Here is a 17,922-nt window from a genome sequence, read left to right as displayed (position 1 = left end):
ATGACCAGAACATCCATCATACAGTTTTTAAAATCTCACAAAGTCAAGCTCATTATATTGGCGGGATTTTTTATGTATTGGTTGTTCTCTTTGCCTTCACCATTGTTTGAAGATCCGCATGCAACAGTGGTGGAGAGTGCAGAAGGTGAGTTGCTGGGTGCGCGTATTGCGGGTGATGGGCAGTGGCGTTTTCCTGCACTAGACAGCGTTCCTGTAAAGTTTGAGAAGTGTATTCTTCTTTTTGAAGATGAGTATTTTTATACGCATCCTGGGTTTAATCCCGTGGCTATGGGGAAGGCCATCTGGGGAAATATTACAACAGATAAACGTCGTGGTGGCAGCACCATTACGCAACAAGTAATTAGACTTTCTAGAAAAGGAACAGAACGTTCTTACATGGAAAAGCTAGTCGAACTTATAAAGGCTACAAGGCTCGAAGCTGGATATGCTAAAGAGGAGATTCTTAATATGTATGCGACCTACGCGCCTTTCGGGGGTAATGTTGTAGGATTAGAGACTGCCGCTTGGCGATATTTTGGACTTCCGGCAGATCGTTTGAGCTGGGGGCAGATGGCAGCTTTAGCTGTTTTGCCTAACAATCCTAGTATGGTGCGACCGGGTAAAAATGAGGTAACGCTTTCGCGAAAGCGTAATGAGCTCCTTAAAAAACTCTGGAAAACTGGGGAAATAGATGAGACAACCTATGAGTTGTCACTCCTTGAAAAACTCCCAGGAAAACCCTATCCATTACCACAACTAGCACCACATCTAGTAGAGCGAGTAAAGCAAGAATCTGAGGGAAAGCGCATCCAGACCACTATAAAAGCACCACTGCAACGTTCATTAAATAGACTGGCAAAAGAGCATTACGGACAGTTAAAGCAGAATGAGATTTACAACCTTGCCATGGTTGTGATAGATGTAAATACGAAGGAAGTAGTGGGTTATGTGGGAAACGCACCTACAGATGCTGCACATCAAAAGGATGTTGATATAGTAACAAAGTCACGAAGCACTGGAAGCACGCTGAAACCTTTTTTATATGCCGGAATGCTAGACGAAGGTATGCTCTTACCTAAAACGCTGGTGGCAGATATTCCCACAAGTATTAATAATTACCAACCACAAAATTTTAATAATGAATACAGTGGAGCAGTAGCTGCAGATGTTGCTTTGGCTCGATCGCTTAATGTTCCTGCTGTGCGTCTGTTACGACAATACGGTCTCGATAAATTCTATGGCAATCTTAAGGAGATGAACTTAGGTGGAATTAATAAACCGGCTTCTCATTATGGACTTGCTATGATTTTGGGTGGGGCAGAAAGTAGCCTGTTTGAGTTGACAAAAACCTACGCAGGAATGGCAAACACACTGCATACATTTAATAATTCGAGTAGTGAGTACTCGGCGTCTTCATTTGAGGAGTACACGTTGCGTAAGCGTTGTGCTACCTGTGATAAGAACGAGGAAAGTTTACACAGTGAGCCAAGTGTCTTTTCTGCAGGAGCAATATATAATACGTTAGAAACTTTACGTACGGTAAATAGGCCTAATGGTGAGGAGAACTGGCAGTTTTATGAAGATGCGCAGCCCATAGCTTGGAAAACTGGAACAAGTTTTGGTTTCAAAGATGCATGGGCAGTTGGAGTTACACCTCAATATGCCATAGGTGTTTGGGTAGGAAATGCAGATGGAGAAGGCAGACCAGGCATTACGGGTATTCAAGCAGCGGCTCCATTGTTTTTTGATATACTTCGTAGCTTACCCATGAGCGGTAATTGGTTTGACACGCCTTATGATGCTCTTGCCGAAATAAATGTATGCACAAAAAGCGGAATGAAAGCGAGCGTCTATTGCCCGCTTACAGAAAGTATTCTGGCTCCTGTTGCTGGAGAGCATAGTGCTGCCTGTCCATATCATAAACAGGTATATGTAGATCATAGTGAGACCTATCGCGTTAATTCTGATTGTTATGAATTAGATAAAATGAAGGCTAAAAATTACTTTGCGTTACCGGCCTCGTTAGCTTTTTATTATTCAGGAAAGCATCCAGATTATAAAGAGTTACCACCCTATCTACCCGATTGCGGATTCTCAGGAGAGCAACCCATGGTTTTTATATATCCCAAAAATAATGAAGGCGTTATTTTACCTAAGAATTTTGATTCGGACATAAATGATGTGGTGCTTAAAGTAGCTCATCGTAATCCAGAGACGAAGCTCTTCTGGTATTTAGATAATAACTTTATAGGCAGTACCGAAGTTTTTCATGAACTAGCCATTGCACCAGAAGTAGGAATCTATGTGCTAACTGTAGTAGATGCTCAGGGTAATGAACTCAAGAAGCAAATTGAGGTTTCTAGAGGGTAATGTTTATCTCAAAGCAAAGCCTTTTCCAGCCCAAAGCGGTTTTATATCTACCACTAGTCGGCCACTTTGTACTGCGGGATCTAAGCGTACTAGACTATCTGCTGTAGCAAGGTTTGGGACATTGTAAATTGTAATTCCTTGGGTCACCCCTAAGCTATCTTCTAGAGGTCCAGATATATCCGCATAGCCTAACTCGTACATACGACCTAGATGTGCGCGGTGTCCTTTCTGAATCTTTGTAGCTTCTTCCTCATCTTGTGATCTATTAGGTCCCGTATTGAGAAAAGCTAGAAAATACTTTTGCATAATTACCGTGTCCTGAATATCATCATCGTAATAATCGAATATCTCATATCCATTGGCTTTGAGATCTGCAATTTGTTGTGCTTTACTAGGTGAAGCTGCGGCATCGCTAGTTTTTGTCTCAACCCTAGATTGACAACTTATTAGTAGTACGAGTACTAAGAAATTGAATATAATTTTCATTTTACCAATTTTTAAAAGGGTTCTCAGATAGCTGCGAGTTGTAGTACTTATTATCTCCTGTCACTTCGCTGCCTATCCATTCTGGTGTTGTAAAATCTTCTTTTTCAGCGTTGAGTTCTATTTCGGCAACGGTGAGTCCTTCGTTATCTCCATAAAATTCATCTATTTCCCAGGTGTGATTACCTGCCATATACTCGTAACGTGTTTTATCTATAACTCCGGGAAGGCATAGTGATAGAAGCGTTTGCGCCTTATCTACTGCGATTTCTTCTTCTACTTCTACACGCGTAGTACCGCTATCGTTTGATTTTCCTTTAATCGTAAGAAAGCCTTTCTCGCCTTTAATGCGCACTCTTACAGTTCGCTCAGGATCTGTACTTAGATAGCCTTGAGTAATATGAGTTGCCTTTTGAGCAACATCTTTAAAAGCTGCTGAGGTTACTAGGAATTTTCGTTCTATTTCTAACATAATGTTGCTGTTATATCTAGCCTTTAGTTAATGCGCCACGGCGGGTTTTTACGATTATCACCAGCAAAGTAAAGAATAATTTGATTTCCATCTGGATCCTTAAGTCTTGCCTCTCGCCACAACCACGACTGGTCTGTGGGCAATAGGTCAAAAGTAACATTCTCCCCTTGTAATCGTGACACTTCTTGGTCTAAACGCTCTGTTTCAAAATATACTGCCACTCCAGCACCTGCAGGTAGCTCATCTACAAGATGTATAGAAAACGTAGCATCTCCCTCCAGGCACTCAAAGCGTGCATAATGTGGCAAGGCTTTTACAATGAGACGCAATCCCAGTTGCTCATAAAAAGCAATGGAAGTTTCAAGATCTAGTGACGGTACGGTGATTTGGTTGAGGTTCATAGCGTTTATTTTTGCCAGGGAGTTACCGTAGTAGGGGTGTCCTTTTGGTAAAGTACGACATTATTCCCATCGGGATCTTGTAGTGTTAAGTCCTTTCCACCCCAGTCTCTGTATATGGTGGGGCTGAGTACGCTTTCGCGAAAGCGTAATTCAAACACCTCAATACCATCTGTTTCAAAGTAAACGGTTACGGGTTGTTCAGGAAGCTTGGGATTATAATAAGCTGTAAAAATGACTTCGTGCTCCTTGTTTTCAAAATGTGCGTGATGCTGAGGCTCGTGCTCAATAAGTTCCATACCAATGCCTGTATAAAACGCAATCGCCGCTTTAAGGTCTCGGGAGGGAACGGTGATGTGGTTAAAGGTGGTAGGCACTGCTTAGTTCTTTAATCTCAATATTTGTGATGTCTCTGTGGGTTACCGTTTGTTTTGCAAGATGTGCCATTGCTCTAGCAATATCTTTTGCTTGTGTAGACTTCCATTTTTTGAGCGGTCCCACCATAAAGAAGTCCATAACGGCCATCATCATTTTAAGAGCTTTCTCGCCTTTGCGAGCGTCATCTGGGCGGCCATTTATAAAAGCAGGTTTAAGAATGTACGTGTTCTCAATGCCTACTTTGCTCAAGTCGCGCTCCATCTCACCTTTTGTGCGCACATAGAAAAACGGACTCTTAGCCGAAGTTCCCGCAGAAGAAATAACCATATAACTTGCTATCCCGTGTTGCTTTGCCAGTTGTGCCGTTTCAATCGGGATGCCATAGTCTATAGCTTTATATTTCTCCCTATCTGGCGTTTGGGCTTTTGTGGTGCCTATGCAACAAAAAACAACGTCTCCGGTAAATTGCTCCTTGAAGGTGCTTGTGTCTAGTAAATCACAAATAATCTCTTCCACTTTCTCGTGTGTAAAAGAGGTGGGCCGCCTTGTAAAGATTTTCACTTTAGAAAATGCTGGGTCTTTTATGAGTAACTCTGTTAAAAGTCCGCCAGTAAGACCTGTGGCGCCGAGTATGATTGCTGTTTTAGACATACTCAAAGTTACGATTTATAGTACAAAACCTTCTGAGTACTTTGTAACTTGCATACAATGTCTGAGCTGCCTATAAAAAAGATAATTCACGTAGATATGGATGCATTTTATGCATCTGTAGAGCAGCTGGACAACCCAGATTTACGAGGTAAAGCTATTGCTGTAGGTGGCGGTGGTGAGCGTGGTGTGGTAAGTGCAGCGAGTTATGAGGCTCGTAAATATGGCGTGCGGTCTGCTATGGCGGGTGCGCTTGCGCGAAAACTGTGTCCCGACCTCATATTTGTAAAGACTAACTTTGAGCGATACCGAGAGGTCTCTGCTCAGATACGCTCCGTTTTTCACGAGTTTACAGATCTTGTAGAACCCTTATCACTAGATGAAGCCTACCTAGATGTTACCGAAAACAAAGTAGGAATGCCTAGCGCAACCGTTATTGCCTCGTGGATACGACAACGCATAAAAGAAAAAACAGGACTGAATGCCAGCGCAGGAATAAGCATCAATAAGTTTATTGCAAAAGTTGCCAGTGACATTAATAAACCCAATGGCCAGAAAACCATACCGCCAGAGGAGGTAATTACCTTTCTTGAGGAACTAGACATCAGAAAGTTTTACGGCATAGGAAAAAAGACTGCCGAAAAAATGTACTTACATGGCATCTTTACTGGTATGGATATGAAGTTGAAATCTAAGGAGTATCTCTCTGAAAACTTCGGAAAGAGTGGTGCTTATTATTATGATATCGTGCGTGGCATCCAGTATAGTGAGGTGAGACCTAACCGAATTAGAAAGTCACTAGCCGCCGAGCGTACCTTTTCTGAAAATATCACTTCTGAAGTCTTTATGCTTGAAAAACTAGATCTTATCGCAGAGGAGGTTGAGAAGCGTCTTGCTAAAAGCAAAGTCGCAGGGAAGACCATTACCCTAAAAATAAAGTACTCAGACTTTACATTACAAACTCGGTCTAAAACACTAGAGCTCTATGTGCGGTCAAAGGAAATTATTTTAGAAACTGCAAAGGATTTGCTCTATCAAGAGAAAATGAAAAATAGCGTACGTCTCTTAGGCATTTCTTTATCTAATCTTAATACCGAAGACCGCAAAAAGAAGGATGCAGCAAAAGCTGTAAAAGAAGAAGAGATTGATGTACAAATGCGCTTTACTTTCTAGTAACTTGCATTTGTTAGTATTCTACCTAATATTCATCTTAGAAAAAAGAATCAAATTCGTTATCCTAAGATTTTAGTTTGCCGTCTGTAAAAGGCATCTTGCTGTCGTTTTAAAATTTCTTTTGCCATCTTTTTCTTGTAATTGTATAGCTCTTCATCTTGAGCGATGTCTGTATACACGCGATCATTTACAATATGATCTGTCTCTGTAAGGATCTTGCGTTGTAATGCTTTTTGTGCGCTCCATTCTTTTATGGTGAGTTCGTGATCTGCGAGCTTGATATCATACTCACCCATAGGCGAGATAAGCTTAGAAAATATGGGAGCTGTCTCTATCGCAAGAAAGAGTAAGAAAATAAACAACGAGGGTAACCACGGTAATTCTTTCATCGCATCTATGCGCGCCATTAATCCGTCAAAGTTATTTATAATGGGCTGACTCGTACTTACAGCAGTGTTGAACTCATCGCGCAGTTGTATTTTTTGCACTTCGGCCTGTGCTATTTGTTCCGCATTTGTCGCTTTTAGAGTAGTAAGTTCTGCAAGAGCTGCATCGTGTTTGTCGCGTTTTTCTTGATAGACTGGGCCTTTGCCTAGTAATTCTGTGCCGGCAGTACCTTCTGCCTCATCTATGTAGATTTCATACAGGTTATTTACTTCTGTCTCTTTGGTAGCGATTTCTTCTTTTGCGGTTGCTATTTGGGCATCCAGTTTGTTGATCTCTGGAGTGTATTGCGCGAGTATTTCGCCTTGATTTTGAACGGTAAACTCATTTTTCTGACTGAGTATCACACGATCTATTTCTTTTTCAAAAATTTTGAGTTCTAAAGGCTTTGAAATAACTACGGCTATAATTACCGCAAGAATAAGGCGCGGTATTGCCATCCCAAATTCTTTCCACCAGTTGTTTCGTTTTTTGAGCGTAGAGACTATAAAGCGGTCTAAATTAAAAATTACGAGTCCCCACAATAATCCAAAAAGTAGGGCTCTATACACATTGTCAAAAACGGTAAAAAGCGCATAAGTTGCTGCGATGGTGGCTAAAACGGCTGTAAAAAATACGGTAGCACCTATACCTGCATATTTATTCTTTTCTCCGCGAGAGCAAGTGTCTAAAACGTCACGATCTGCACCAGAGCAGAGAATAAAGAAAGATTGAATCATAATACGGTTCGTTTAGTTACAGTCGCTGGGTGATTGAGGTCCAGCAAGATGATTGATGATGTGTATGGTGTATAGAACGATGTTTTGACAACTTTTCGTATGTGTTAATTTTTAGGGTATCGCATACGAGTGCCAACCTCTACGTTATAGAGACTGTATAAATTATAAAATGTTGCAGTTTTTTTCTTTTACGCTTTCGCGAAAGCGTACCTTACTCAAAATCTGAAGAGTCAATAAATTTTGGAGAGTTGTCACCACTTGGATATTCAAAAAGTTCTAAATCAAAATAAGATACTGCAGCTAGGAAATGATCAAAGAGATCTGCCATGATATACTCATAATTTTCCCACTTTTTATCTTTACTAAAACAGTACACCTCGAGAGGAACACCCTGAGCAGTAGGAGCAAGCTGGCGACACATAAGAAGCATCTCCTTGTTAATGGCGCTGTGATTTTGGATATAAGTTTCCATGTACTTACGGAAGAGCCCTATATTAGTAAGGTTTACACCATTGATTTGTAAAGAGCGATCAATATCATCATCTGCATTGAGCCTGTCCAGCTTATCTTGCATGTTTGTCAAATAACTAGAAACTAAACCAATCTTTTTGAGTCTCTCTATATCATCATTAGATAAAAATTTGATACTGTCCTGCTTGATTAATAGAGATCTTTTAATACGACGTCCAGGGCTATCTGTCATTCCTCTCCAGTTCTTAAAGGAATCTGAAATAAGAGAGTAGGTAGGGATTGTAGTAATGGTCATGTCAAAGTTTTGCACTTTTACAGTAGAAAGATTGATTTCAATCACATCACCATCTGCGCCAAATTTTTCAAAAGTAATCCAGTCACCTATGCGCACCATATCATTAATGGCAACCTGAATACTAGCTACAAAACCAAGAATGGTATCCTTAAAAATAAGGAGAATAATAGCAGATGCCGCTCCAAAAGTTCCTAAGGCAGCACCTATAGAAACATCCGTAAGTAAACTTATGGCATAGAAAATCATAAGAATCCATGCGATAATCATGAAGACTTGAATGTAACTATCTATAGGCTTATCCCTAAGACCGGGAACGGTTTTAAAATAATCTCGTAAAGTATGCAGAAACGCACGAATGATACGCAAGGCAAGTATAATACCCACCAGAGTGAGTAGGGTAGAGAATAAACGTTGAATCTCTGGAAAGTCTCCTAATACGATAGGCATAAAGCCTAACATGAGATAGAGCGGTAAAATATGAGCTAACCTGCGAGGGACTCTATTTTCAATAAGAAGATCATCAAAATTAGTTTTTGACCCTTTTGAAAAGCGGTAAGCGATGGTCCTCAATACCTTGCGAAAAAGCCTGTCAACTAATAAAACTAAAATAACAAGGAGAACACCTAAAACGAGAGCATTCAGATATTTAGCAATATCATCAGATATTCCCCAGACTACAAAATAGTCGTAAAAAAAACAGCTTAATTCCTTTTTATAATCCATTGCCGCAAAGCTACATATATCTGTATTAATGGCTTTGCTATTGGCTTTGTTTTAAGAAACAAGCTGTGCGAAGTATAGCTTGTAATTATTCTTTGATTTTTACAAATTTGAAAGACTGTTTCTCTTTGTTAGAACCTCTTGAAATGAGCTGCATAGTATACAGAGGGTTTTCAAATAATTCAATCACCTCATCATCTGAGAGTAACTTGTCATTATAGTAATAAAGTGCTTTTTGTTGAAGTAGATCCTTATGGATAATCATTTTATTATGTAAGGTAGAAGTCTCCGTGGTAATATTAGGTTCCTTAGATTTAAGTATCGCTTCTTCTTTTGAGATTTCTTTTCCTTCAAATTCAAAAGTACCGCCATTTAGGGCGTGCTCTTCAACGTTTTTTGATAAAGAACCATCTTCATCATAACTTGCTTTAACTTCAAAATGATTGCTTTTTTGGTTTATTGGATGAGGCTGATTTTTATCTTTCTGTTCATCATTCATATTATCATAAATAATTTGAATTGTTTTTAAATCAGCAGCAGGAATTTGTTCAACAGTTTTGTTTTTATATTTTGATGTGAGGCGATTGTAAATTTCTAATTGGCGTCCATCAACTCCTGCATTTTCAGGAAGCTTATCTATAATAGTTCCATTCTTGTTATTATTCATTACAGCTAGTGCCTTTTGACCCGTTTCAGTTACAGTTATTGTAAGCGTATCTCCTTTTTTAATTGCTGGTTTTTGTGGCACATTATTATCCTTGCTTCCTATAAAAGTTTTGGGTGGGTTGCTGTATGGATACGGTGTTTTAATTTCTGTTACACCACCTTTTGCAAGGCGTACAGCTTCTTCATAGGTTACTTCTTTACCATCATAGATAAAAAGGCTACCTAGTTTATGCATTTTGAGTAAATGTTCTTCTGGAGATGGCGGTGGTGGTGGCGGAGGAAGCTCTCCTCTTGGTGCTGGTGGAGCGGGAGGTGGCGGAGGAATAAGGCGCAGACTGTTATTTGCCTTATACAATTGCGTTTGTCTAAAAACAGCTTCGGCTTTATTTATAAACTCTTTTGAGTTGTCCTTAAAAATCATAGACCTCACCGGCTGTGCAAACTCTTCTTTTGTCCACTCTTGTGTGATATTATCTATGCTTTCGCGAAAGCTGTCAAGCGGACTATATTGTCCATTTACATAGATGCTGTCATTTTTCACTTCTATAACTAGTGCGTTTTTACCATTACGTGTAGCTCCTTCTACAAACTGTGTGGCGTAGGTTGAGGTTTGAGGTGCCTTTTGCTCTTTAGGTTTTTCTTGAGCAATGATTCCTTGATTAAAGAGTAGTAGGCAAATTGTAACTACTGGAATGAGTAGTAATGCGCGCAGCACTACTTTTTTACGACTAAATGATTGTGATAACATAACGATTCGTTTTTTGGTTAATGAATAATTAAAAGGACTCTCGAGCGCAGTGTGATGAGTACTGCTTGCATAACTTAAGAGTATGTTTTGATATATAGCAATATTACTTTCATCTACTATAACACATTGATCTGCTAGAAATTCGTGGTTTAATTTTATAGAACCTTTATAAAGCCACACAAGCGGATTAAACCAGAAAATGACCTCTATAAACTCTATGGCAATAATATCTAGGGAGTGCTTTTGGCGTACGTGAGTTGCCTCGTGAGCAAGTACCTCTGGAGCTATTTCCTTTTGTGTGTATGAATGTTTGTTTACAAAAATCCACTTTAGGAAAGAGTGCGGCACCATAACTTGCTCTAGTAAAGCAAGCGTGAAGTGTGATGATGGGTGCAGCTCTGCCTGATGTATCTTTCGCTTTAAGCGCACAAGATTTACAATAAAACGAAAGCCAAAAATGAATACACCTAGAAGATATATACTCCAGATAACGGTGTTTGTATAATCTACATCAGTAACTTGAGCGGCCTGACTTGGATTGGAAACCGTCTCAACATATTCTTGAAATATGGGAGTAATCTGTGGTGCTTCTGCTGCTTGGTATGTAAAGGTGATAAGTGGTATGGTAAATGAAAATACAAGACTTGCCAGGAGGTAAAATCTTTTAAAGTGGTGCATCGCTTTTCCTTCCAGCGCTAGCTTATAAAAGCCAAATAAGATGCCTAAACATAAAGCGCTTTTTAAGAGATAGATGAGTATCATTTCTTTTTGGCTTTAAGTTGCTTATCTATGATTTGTTTTAACTCCTCTAGTTCTTGCTGTGAGAGATCTGTCTCACGGGTAAAGAATGAAGCGAACTGACCAGCGCTATCATTAAAGAAATTTTTAATCAGCCCATTTACGTGTTTGGAGAAGTAGTCTGTCTTCTTTACAAGAGGGAAGTATTCCCTAGAACGGCCGTATTGTTTATAATCTACAAACTTCTTGTCTTGCATACGCTTAAGTAGTGTTGCGATTGTCGTGGTCGCTGGCTTTGGATCTGGATATGCTTCTATGAGATCTTTCATAAATGCTTTTTCCTGTTTCCAGAGCAATTGCATAAGCTGTTCTTCAGAAGTGGATAGTGCCATAATGTTCTACAGTATTAGAATGTACTCTACAAATGTAGAATAATATTTTAATTCTACAAGTGTAGAGTTAAAATAACTTAAGATAAGTGTCTGTAATAGTGTCTTTTTACGCTTTCGCGAAAGCGTAATTACCCTCGTTCATATTAGTAAGGGATGGGCTTCTGTCTATTGTCTGGCTTCGTTTTTTTGAAATATACTCGAATAAATAAAGGGTAGTGCTTAAAGTTATTAAACACTACCCTTTGTTTTTGTTTGTTATTAGAATTACAGACTATTTGAGAAATCTATAATAGCTTTGATTTCACTCGCGTTGCGAACCTTATTTTTATTTTCTTTTAAAAATACTTTAAGCTGTTGATTATGTGCTTTAGGAAACAAATCAAAAATTGATTTTTTATTGACTTTAATTAGTTTTATGGAGTTTTCATCTTTTAGCATATAATACTCCTTTATAGTTATTTTTCCTTTTCTATTTTTTTCTAAAGTAGTTTTTGCCTTTTGTGGAAGCCTTAAGTCGGCTTCGTACCTCGCATACAAAGTACCCTCTAGAATCGATCCTAAAGACTCTATATATCCTAGTTTTCTAGAGCTATCTTCGGTTAGATAGGAAGCGTAAGTAAACTCAGAATTATTAATCTTTACCGAGGTAGCAGAGGCCTTTTTCAAAAATGTTGTAGCAGATTGTGATAATGATTCTTTTATTTCGAATACATCGTTTAGAATATCATATCTTACGTAAGCTTGGAATGTTTTTTTGCTGAGGTTATCACTAATTACTCCTAGTTGAAAATCATTGTCGAGATATTTTGACCCATTAAAATCTTCAAGGTTAATATTGAGCTCTTTTTTTTTATAAAACTCTGTATTTGTAGGGAGTGTCTGAGCAAGGGTTACTTGCTGCACTGCGAAGACCATAAAAAGTATAGAGAGTGTCACCTTGTACATAGAAAATTTTTTGGAATTAGAATCAAATATTATGCCGGTTAATATAAAACGCCCTGGTATTTAGAATTTTACAGGGCGCTGTGTGCAATGCGTAATTACGAGTCTACCCATGCATCTCTGTAAAATACTGGTAGAAATAAGGGATGGTTTCTATTCCTTTTAAGTAATTCCATACACCAAAATGCTCGTTTGGTGAGTGTATCGCATCACTGTCGAGACCAAAGCCCATAAGGATAGTTTTACTTTTAAGCTCTTTCTCAAAAAGCGCCACAATAGGAATACTACCTCCACTACGTTGCGGGATAGGTGTTTTTCCAAAGGTTTGCTCATACGCCTTTTCGGCGGCTTGGTAAGCCACATTATCTATAGGTGTTACATAACCTTGACCTCCGTGATGCGGTGTTACCTTAACATTTACTCCTGCTGGAGCAATACCTTCAAAATGCGTTTTAAATAGTTCTGTAATTTCTTGCCAGTCTTGGTTAGGAACTAAACGCATAGATATTTTTGCATAGGCTTTACTGGCGATTACTGTTTTTGCTCCCTCACCAGTATAACCACCCCAAATGCCATTAACATCAAGGGTAGGGCGTATAGAGTTACGTTCATTTGTAGTGTATCCTTTTTCTCCATAAACAGCATCTATATCTAGCGCTTTTTTATAATTTTCAAGAGAGAATGGAGCCTCCGCCATTTTATCTCGTTCTAGTTGACTAAGTTCTTCCACCTTGTCGTAAAAACCTTTTACAGTGATGTGATTATTCTCATCATGTAGTGAAGCAATCATTTTTGATAAGACATTAATAGGGTTTGCTACAGCACCACCATAAAGACCAGAGTGAAGGTCACGATTAGGTCCTGTAACTTCTACTTCTACATAGCTTAAACCGCGAAGTCCTGTAGTTATAGATGGAATATCATTTGCAATCATTCCTGTATCTGAGATAAGAATGACATCATTTGCAAGTTTTTCTTGGTTACGCTCTACGTACCAAGCGAGATTTGCGCTTCCTACTTCTTCTTCACCTTCTATCATAAACTTCACATTACAAGGAAGTCTATCATTTGCAACCATATACTCAAGCGCTTTTACGTGCATATACATTTGTCCCTTGTCATCACAAGCCCCACGTGCAAAGATGGCACCGTCTGGATGTTTATCTGTTTTTTTAATCGCAGGCTCAAATGGTGGTGAGTCCCATAGTTCTATAGGATCTGCAGGTTGTACATCATAGTGACCATATACAAGCACTGTAGGTAAGTTTTTATCTATAATCTTATCTGCATACACAATTGGATATCCAGGAGTCTCACATATCTCTACAGTATCACATCCTGCATCTCGTAAACTCTGAGCTACAGTTTCGGCAGTTTCATTTGTAGCCTTTGCAAAAGCAGGGTCTGCGCTTACACTTGGTAATTTTAATAACTCAATAAGTTCATTTAAAAATCGATCCTTATGTTCTGTTATGTAATCCTTAGCATTTTTCATTTGATAGTAATTTTTTTCAAAAGTACAAATAAGAGAAGTTCTGTAATAATTAGTAAAATTTTAAATCAGAGTTTCCTCTTTTTTTAACCTTCATTTTGTGCGGATTATTACAAGTAACAAATCGATTAAAAAATGCATTTAAAAATAAAACATTAAAATATTGTGCATTTGGTCGATTATAATGTTAATTACAACGTTAATTTATGTGTTAAAATTTATTTTTGAAAAAAAACATCATGAGATATATAATTACAATTTTGTCTTTGCTGGGCTGTTTTTTAACATTGAATATGACAGCGCAAGTTGGAATCAATACCACTAGTCCTGATCCATCAGCGGTTCTTGATATACAATCTGAAGTAGGTGGAGTATTGACACCAAGAATGACTTCTACACAGAGATTAGCCATATCAACTCCAGCACAAGGATTGTTAGTTTACGATATTACTTTGGAATCTTTTTATTATTATGAAAGCGGATGGCAGAGAATAAGTATTAATAATTCTAGAGTAAATTATAAATTAGTTAAGGATGCATCAGATCTGGCAGAAGAGCTTGCTGCTGGTGGTGGTTCTACTTATTTATTAAATTCAAATTTTCTTTACGAAATTAATGGAACAATTGTTTTGGGTGCTCCTATAAATATGAATGGTGCCTATATTGAAGGAGTAGATTCTTCTCAGGATATATTGGTTAATGGTTCAGGGGCAGCACTTTTTCAAGGAGAAGCTGGTAGGATAAGAAATTTAACTATCTCTGGAGGAGGAGCTCCTATTTTTGATATTACAGGGTCGGGGTCTGATCTTTTGGTAGTGAATAACTCAGTCTTTACTGGTGCAAGCAGCATGGGTACACTTAGTTCATTAGGCACAGTGTTTTTTAGTATAATACAATACGTGAATAATAATAATGGATTTAATGTTTCTGATATAGACTCTTTCTTTATGAGCAATGTATTTTGGACGACTTCAAATACGGGAACATTTGCGACTGTTTCAGGAACCTTTAATAATTTTCAAATTGCAAGTGGTAGGATAGAGGCAGACGCGGGTGAGGTAGGAGTAGATGTTAGTGCTAACCCAATTATTGTTAATGAAGCTAGCTTGAATGGATTGAGTTTTGTAGGTGCCGGAACGTTGGTGTCAAGATACACTGCTGGGAGTTACACAGATTTTAGTTTTACTACAGATTGGAACGTAAACTGTTCTGGTATTCCCACAGAGACTGATGATCAATCTACAGCCAATTTTTATAGTACTTCGGCAATAACTACAGGGTTTACACAAACTATAAACACTAGTTCAGCGGTTCCAATTGTGGGTAATGGAGCTTTCGATAATACAGAATTATTTCGTTTTAGATCAAACCCGGCAAATAATAGATTAATTTACGAAGGGAAGAAAGTCAGGAATTTTCAAGTGAATGCATCTCTATCTATTCGTGTAACAAACGCTGGTAATGACTTCTATAGTTTTATTATTGCAAAAAATGGGGTGGTAGTTGATGACTCTGATGCATTGGTACTTATTGAAAATGATACACAAATACAATCTGTGTCAATAAACACGGTTGTTACTATGAACAGCGGAGACTTTATAGAAATATATGCTCAACGATTAACAGGAACTGGTTCAGATACGCTTGTTGTTTTTTCGGAGAATTTGACAATTCGATAAGGTTGGTTTATAACGCTTCACAGTTTTCATAATCAAGATGTTAATTTTAAAAACTCCTAATTTATTTATAGAGTGAGAGAATAAAATTTATTTTTTTCAATTATTTATTTTGAGATTGAAAAAAAAGTATTATATTTGCACCCCGTTACGAAGTTATTACGTGACGATGTATTGAAATGCGGGCGTGGTGGAATTGGTAGACACGCCAGACTTAGGATCTGGTGCCTCACGGTGTGGAAGTTCGAGTCTTCTCGCCCGTACAAAAACCTCTCAAGAAATTGGGAGGTTTTCTTTTGCAATAAACTTTCAGACACAAAACAACAAAGCCGACCTTTGAAAAGTCGGCTTTGTTGTTTTGTATACTTACGAAATATATTGAATTTAAATTTTCGCGAAAGCGTGATTACTAAATATCATCAAGTAGATCATTTACTTCATCATTATGCACTGTTGGATTTGCACCAGGTTTACCAGCTACTAAGCTGCCCATAGCACAAGCTACCTCAAGTGCATCATCTGCCGTTTCTCCAGATAATAAACCAAAGACTAAGGTTGCTAGAAAACTATCTCCAGCGCCTACGGTGTCTGCCACTTTAGTTTTAAAACCTATTTGAGTGTGAATGCCACCTTTATGTAATAACATCGCTCCCTCTGCACCTAACGTAACGCAAACGGTAGGAGTCTCTGTCATTGCACTAAGCATTTTAAGCTCATCCTCGAGCGTCTCGGCTTCTATACCCATTGCTAGCACAACAAGCTCTAGCTCTTCATCGTTGAGCTTTATCATATCTGCCGCTTCCATTAGCCCTACTACCACTTCAAGATCGTAATGGGGAGCACGAAGATTTAAGTCAAAAACCGTAAACTTAGATCGTTCTATAAGTACTTCTATTGCTTCAAGATTTACAGGAGGTGTAATTTCTTCTTCTGCGTCAAGTAGCAGAGTGTCAAGATTTACGCTTTCGCGAAAAACGAGACTCCCTATAATCAAGGCGTCTGCATTTGTAACTGCTGCTACATTATCTTCTGTCCATGCAATGTTATCCCAAGCAGCATTGTCTCCTATTTCGTAAGAAGCAACACCTTTCTTATCAAGAGTAACGGTTACTTGACCCGTAGGCTTATCATTGCGTTGAATATATTTGGTTTTTAGCCCAAGCTCTTTAATTTCGGCAAGTGCTTCTTTGCCTAAAGCATCATTACCTAGGGTGGAAATCATAGCTACATCTACTCCAAAAGAGTGTAAGCGCAACGCCACATTGAGTGGAGCGCCACCTAGATGTTTTTTGTCTGGAAATGTATCCCAGAGGATTTCGCCATAACAGGCAATTTTAAGTGGATTATTTGGCATGGTCTACAAGGTCTTTTTCTAGTTCTTCAAGGGTGCGTCCTTTTGTTTCTGGCATATATGTAATTGCCCATATCAATTGGAGTACCATCATCCCTGCAAAGAAATAATAAATATTCCAAAGATGGTCCCTCATGATCCCTTCTTTATCATCTATAAAATATGGTGTCACGAGTGTGATGATAGCAGCAAATACCCAATGGGTACTTGTTCCCCATGATTGTCCATAGGCTCGCACGCGATTTGGGTATATTTCTGAGAGAAATACCCATATTACAGCTCCTTGACCTATGGCGTGTGATGCAACAAATGTGCAGATAAATATAAGTAACAATGTAGCGCTTAGCTCCATCTGGAAACATATACCTACCATAACTAGGCTTATAATGTAGCCTATGGAACCTATAATAATAAGTTGTTTTCTTCCTAATTTATCCAGTAAACGCACTCCTATAAAAGTGAATATAAGATTTACAATTCCTATAGAGATGGAATTGAAGAGTGACTCGGCTCCTCCTAGCCCCGCTTGTTCTAGAATTTGAGGTGCGTAGTATAGCACAAAGTTGATTCCAGATAACTGATTAAAAAATGCAATGAGAAATCCTAACCATAAAATACGTGAGTACTTTTTTTGAAATAGATTTTCTGAACTTGTTTTTTGTTGTAAGTCTAGCTTAATTTCCTCAAGTCGTTGTTGTGCAGAAGCGGCTCCATTATATATTTTTTGCAGCACGAGCATCGCTGCTGCATCGTCTTTCTTTTGTAAAACTAACCATCGCGGACTGTTAGGAACTTTCATTACCATAAGCGTATAAATAAGCGCAGGTATTGCTTCTACGCCTAGCATCCATCTCCAGTCGTTTGCACCATCTACACCTTTGAGTAACCAGTTTGATACAAAGGCTATGAGAATACCAAAAACTAACCAAAATTGGTATAATCCTCCCAGCTTACCACGGTTAGACTCCGAGCTTATTTCTGTAATATAAATAGGAGCCGCTACAGAGGATACTCCTACACCTATGCCTCCTATAAATCGAAAGGCAGAAAAGGTATAAGGGTCTTGAGTAAGTGCACACCCTAAGGCAGAGACAAAAAATAAAATACCAATCCAGAATAGCGTTTTTTTACGTCCTAATATTTTGGTGGGAAAACCACCTAGTAAAGAACCTACTACCGTTCCCCATAAAGCCATGCTCATGATAAAAGTACCATGCATAAATGGAGATAGGTTCCACAGTTCTTTAATAGGGGAGTTTGCACCACTTATAACAACGGTATCAAAGCCAAATAAAAAGCCGGCAAGGGCTACGGTAATACTCCATTTTGTAATCTCTTTCATATGC

At 38.6% G+C, this 17,922-nt stretch carries 16 protein-coding genes and 1 tRNA gene; 4 read left to right on the top strand and 13 right to left on the bottom strand.

All coding sequences use genetic code 11. The features are described 5' to 3' along the window. Entirely contained in the window at positions 1-2,370 is a 2,370-nt protein-coding gene (gene pbpC, locus JM84_RS01165; protein WP_144782348.1) for a penicillin-binding protein 1C, read from the top strand. Between the two features lie 3 nt (positions 2,371-2,373). Here the strand turns inward: pbpC and JM84_RS01160 are convergent, their stop codons facing one another. Genes JM84_RS01160 through JM84_RS01140 form a run of 5 tightly spaced genes read right to left on the bottom strand, consistent with a single transcriptional unit; the run spans position 2,374 to position 4,752 of the window. Further along, positions 2,374-2,856: a YciI family protein gene (locus JM84_RS01160; protein WP_144782346.1), complete on the bottom strand. Its 483-nt coding sequence runs from the start codon at positions 2,854-2,856 to the stop codon at positions 2,374-2,376. A 1-nt stretch (position 2,857) separates the two neighbouring features. Then, a complete protein-coding gene (locus JM84_RS01155; RefSeq protein WP_186439088.1) occupies positions 2,858-3,325 on the bottom strand; it encodes a CYTH domain-containing protein in 468 nt (155 codons plus the stop codon). A 23-nt stretch (positions 3,326-3,348) separates the two neighbouring features. Then, positions 3,349-3,726, bottom strand: coding sequence for a VOC family protein (locus JM84_RS01150; RefSeq protein WP_144782342.1), 378 nt, complete (start codon positions 3,724-3,726; stop codon positions 3,349-3,351). Between the two features lie 5 nt (positions 3,727-3,731). After that, the gene (locus JM84_RS01145; protein ID WP_144782341.1) at positions 3,732-4,100 is read right to left on the bottom strand and encodes a VOC family protein; all 369 of its coding nucleotides are present in this window, start codon (positions 4,098-4,100) and stop codon (positions 3,732-3,734) included. After that, positions 4,084-4,752 carry an NAD(P)H-binding protein gene (locus JM84_RS01140; RefSeq protein ID WP_144782339.1) on the bottom strand — a complete coding sequence of 223 codons (669 nt, stop codon included), beginning with the start codon at positions 4,750-4,752 and terminating at the stop codon, positions 4,084-4,086. Before JM84_RS01140 ends, JM84_RS01145 begins: the two co-directional genes overlap by 17 nt. A 57-nt stretch (positions 4,753-4,809) precedes the next feature. Between JM84_RS01140 and dinB the strand changes: the two genes are divergently transcribed. Further along, positions 4,810-5,922 carry a DNA polymerase IV gene (gene dinB, locus JM84_RS01135; RefSeq protein ID WP_144782337.1) on the top strand — a complete coding sequence of 371 codons (1,113 nt, stop codon included), beginning with the start codon at positions 4,810-4,812 and terminating at the stop codon, positions 5,920-5,922. 59 nt (positions 5,923-5,981) lie between these two features. Here the strand turns inward: dinB and JM84_RS01130 are convergent, their stop codons facing one another. The 6 genes from JM84_RS01130 to JM84_RS01105 form a co-directional block, all read right to left on the bottom strand. Next, positions 5,982-7,085: a DUF4407 domain-containing protein gene (locus tag JM84_RS01130; protein WP_144782335.1), complete on the bottom strand. Its 1,104-nt coding sequence runs from the start codon at positions 7,083-7,085 to the stop codon at positions 5,982-5,984. A gap of 211 nt (positions 7,086-7,296) precedes the next feature. After that, entirely contained in the window at positions 7,297-8,574 is a 1,278-nt protein-coding gene (locus tag JM84_RS01125; protein WP_013750917.1) for a mechanosensitive ion channel family protein, read from the bottom strand. A gap of 85 nt (positions 8,575-8,659) precedes the next feature. Then, positions 8,660-10,747, bottom strand: coding sequence for a M56 family metallopeptidase (locus JM84_RS01120; protein WP_013750918.1), 2,088 nt, complete (start codon positions 10,745-10,747; stop codon positions 8,660-8,662). Beyond that, positions 10,744-11,115 (bottom strand): BlaI/MecI/CopY family transcriptional regulator, encoded by a 372-nt coding sequence (locus JM84_RS01115; protein WP_013750919.1) that lies wholly within the window; start codon positions 11,113-11,115, stop codon positions 10,744-10,746. Before JM84_RS01115 ends, JM84_RS01120 begins: the two co-directional genes overlap by 4 nt. A 264-nt stretch (positions 11,116-11,379) precedes the next feature. Beyond that, the gene (locus tag JM84_RS01110) at positions 11,380-12,060 is read right to left on the bottom strand and encodes a hypothetical protein (RefSeq protein WP_013750920.1); all 681 of its coding nucleotides are present in this window, start codon (positions 12,058-12,060) and stop codon (positions 11,380-11,382) included. Between the two features lie 103 nt (positions 12,061-12,163). Continuing rightward, positions 12,164-13,552: a dipeptidase gene (locus tag JM84_RS01105; protein WP_013750921.1), complete on the bottom strand. Its 1,389-nt coding sequence runs from the start codon at positions 13,550-13,552 to the stop codon at positions 12,164-12,166. Positions 13,553-13,842: 290 nt separating this feature from the next. Between JM84_RS01105 and JM84_RS01100 the strand changes: the two genes are divergently transcribed. Together JM84_RS01100 and JM84_RS01095 are read left to right on the top strand one after the other, a co-directional pair. Continuing rightward, entirely contained in the window at positions 13,843-15,228 is a 1,386-nt protein-coding gene (locus tag JM84_RS01100; RefSeq protein WP_237699390.1) for a cell wall anchor protein, read from the top strand. 178 nt (positions 15,229-15,406) lie between these two features. Continuing rightward, positions 15,407-15,488: transfer RNA gene (locus tag JM84_RS01095), tRNA-Leu, on the top strand. A 146-nt stretch (positions 15,489-15,634) separates the two neighbouring features. Here JM84_RS01095 and JM84_RS01090 read toward each other — a convergent pair. Beyond that, a complete protein-coding gene (locus JM84_RS01090; protein ID WP_013750923.1) occupies positions 15,635-16,579 on the bottom strand; it encodes a carbohydrate kinase family protein in 945 nt (314 codons plus the stop codon). Then, on the bottom strand, positions 16,569-17,918 hold the full coding sequence (locus JM84_RS01085; protein WP_013750924.1) for a sugar porter family MFS transporter: 1,350 nt from the start codon (positions 17,916-17,918) through the stop codon (positions 16,569-16,571). The genes JM84_RS01090 and JM84_RS01085 overlap by 11 nt, the downstream gene beginning before the upstream one ends. Positions 17,919-17,922: the final 4 nt, after the last annotated feature.

The organism is Dokdonia sp. Hel_I_63, assembly GCF_007827285.1.
In the GTDB taxonomy this organism is placed as follows: domain Bacteria; phylum Bacteroidota; class Bacteroidia; order Flavobacteriales; family Flavobacteriaceae; genus Dokdonia.
This window is presented reverse-complemented; position numbering and strand designations above follow the sequence as displayed.

Excerpts from the sequence above, each read along its gene's own strand:
- pbpC (WP_144782348.1), top strand. The coding sequence starts at position 1 with ATGACCAGAACATCCATCATACAGTTTTTAAAATCTCACAAAGTCAAG.
- JM84_RS01160 (WP_144782346.1), bottom strand. The coding sequence starts at position 2,856 with ATGAAAATTATATTCAATTTCTTAGTACTCGTACTACTAATAAGTTGT.
- JM84_RS01155 (WP_186439088.1), bottom strand. The coding sequence starts at position 3,325 with ATGTTAGAAATAGAACGAAAATTCCTAGTAACCTCAGCAGCTTTTAAA.
- JM84_RS01150 (WP_144782342.1), bottom strand. The coding sequence starts at position 3,726 with ATGAACCTCAACCAAATCACCGTACCGTCACTAGATCTTGAAACTTCC.
- JM84_RS01140 (WP_144782339.1), bottom strand. The coding sequence starts at position 4,752 with ATGTCTAAAACAGCAATCATACTCGGCGCCACAGGTCTTACTGGCGGA.
- dinB (WP_144782337.1), top strand. The coding sequence starts at position 4,810 with ATGTCTGAGCTGCCTATAAAAAAGATAATTCACGTAGATATGGATGCA.
- JM84_RS01130 (WP_144782335.1), bottom strand. The coding sequence starts at position 7,085 with ATGATTCAATCTTTCTTTATTCTCTGCTCTGGTGCAGATCGTGACGTT.
- JM84_RS01125 (WP_013750917.1), bottom strand. The coding sequence starts at position 8,574 with ATGGATTATAAAAAGGAATTAAGCTGTTTTTTTTACGACTATTTTGTA.
- JM84_RS01120 (WP_013750918.1), bottom strand. The coding sequence starts at position 10,747 with ATGATACTCATCTATCTCTTAAAAAGCGCTTTATGTTTAGGCATCTTA.
- JM84_RS01115 (WP_013750919.1), bottom strand. The coding sequence starts at position 11,115 with ATGGCACTATCCACTTCTGAAGAACAGCTTATGCAATTGCTCTGGAAA.
- JM84_RS01110 (WP_013750920.1), bottom strand. The coding sequence starts at position 12,060 with ATGTACAAGGTGACACTCTCTATACTTTTTATGGTCTTCGCAGTGCAG.
- JM84_RS01105 (WP_013750921.1), bottom strand. The coding sequence starts at position 13,552 with ATGAAAAATGCTAAGGATTACATAACAGAACATAAGGATCGATTTTTA.
- JM84_RS01100 (WP_237699390.1), top strand. The coding sequence starts at position 13,843 with ATGACAGCGCAAGTTGGAATCAATACCACTAGTCCTGATCCATCAGCG.
- JM84_RS01090 (WP_013750923.1), bottom strand. The coding sequence starts at position 16,579 with ATGCCAAATAATCCACTTAAAATTGCCTGTTATGGCGAAATCCTCTGG.
- JM84_RS01085 (WP_013750924.1), bottom strand. The coding sequence starts at position 17,918 with ATGAAAGAGATTACAAAATGGAGTATTACCGTAGCCCTTGCCGGCTTT.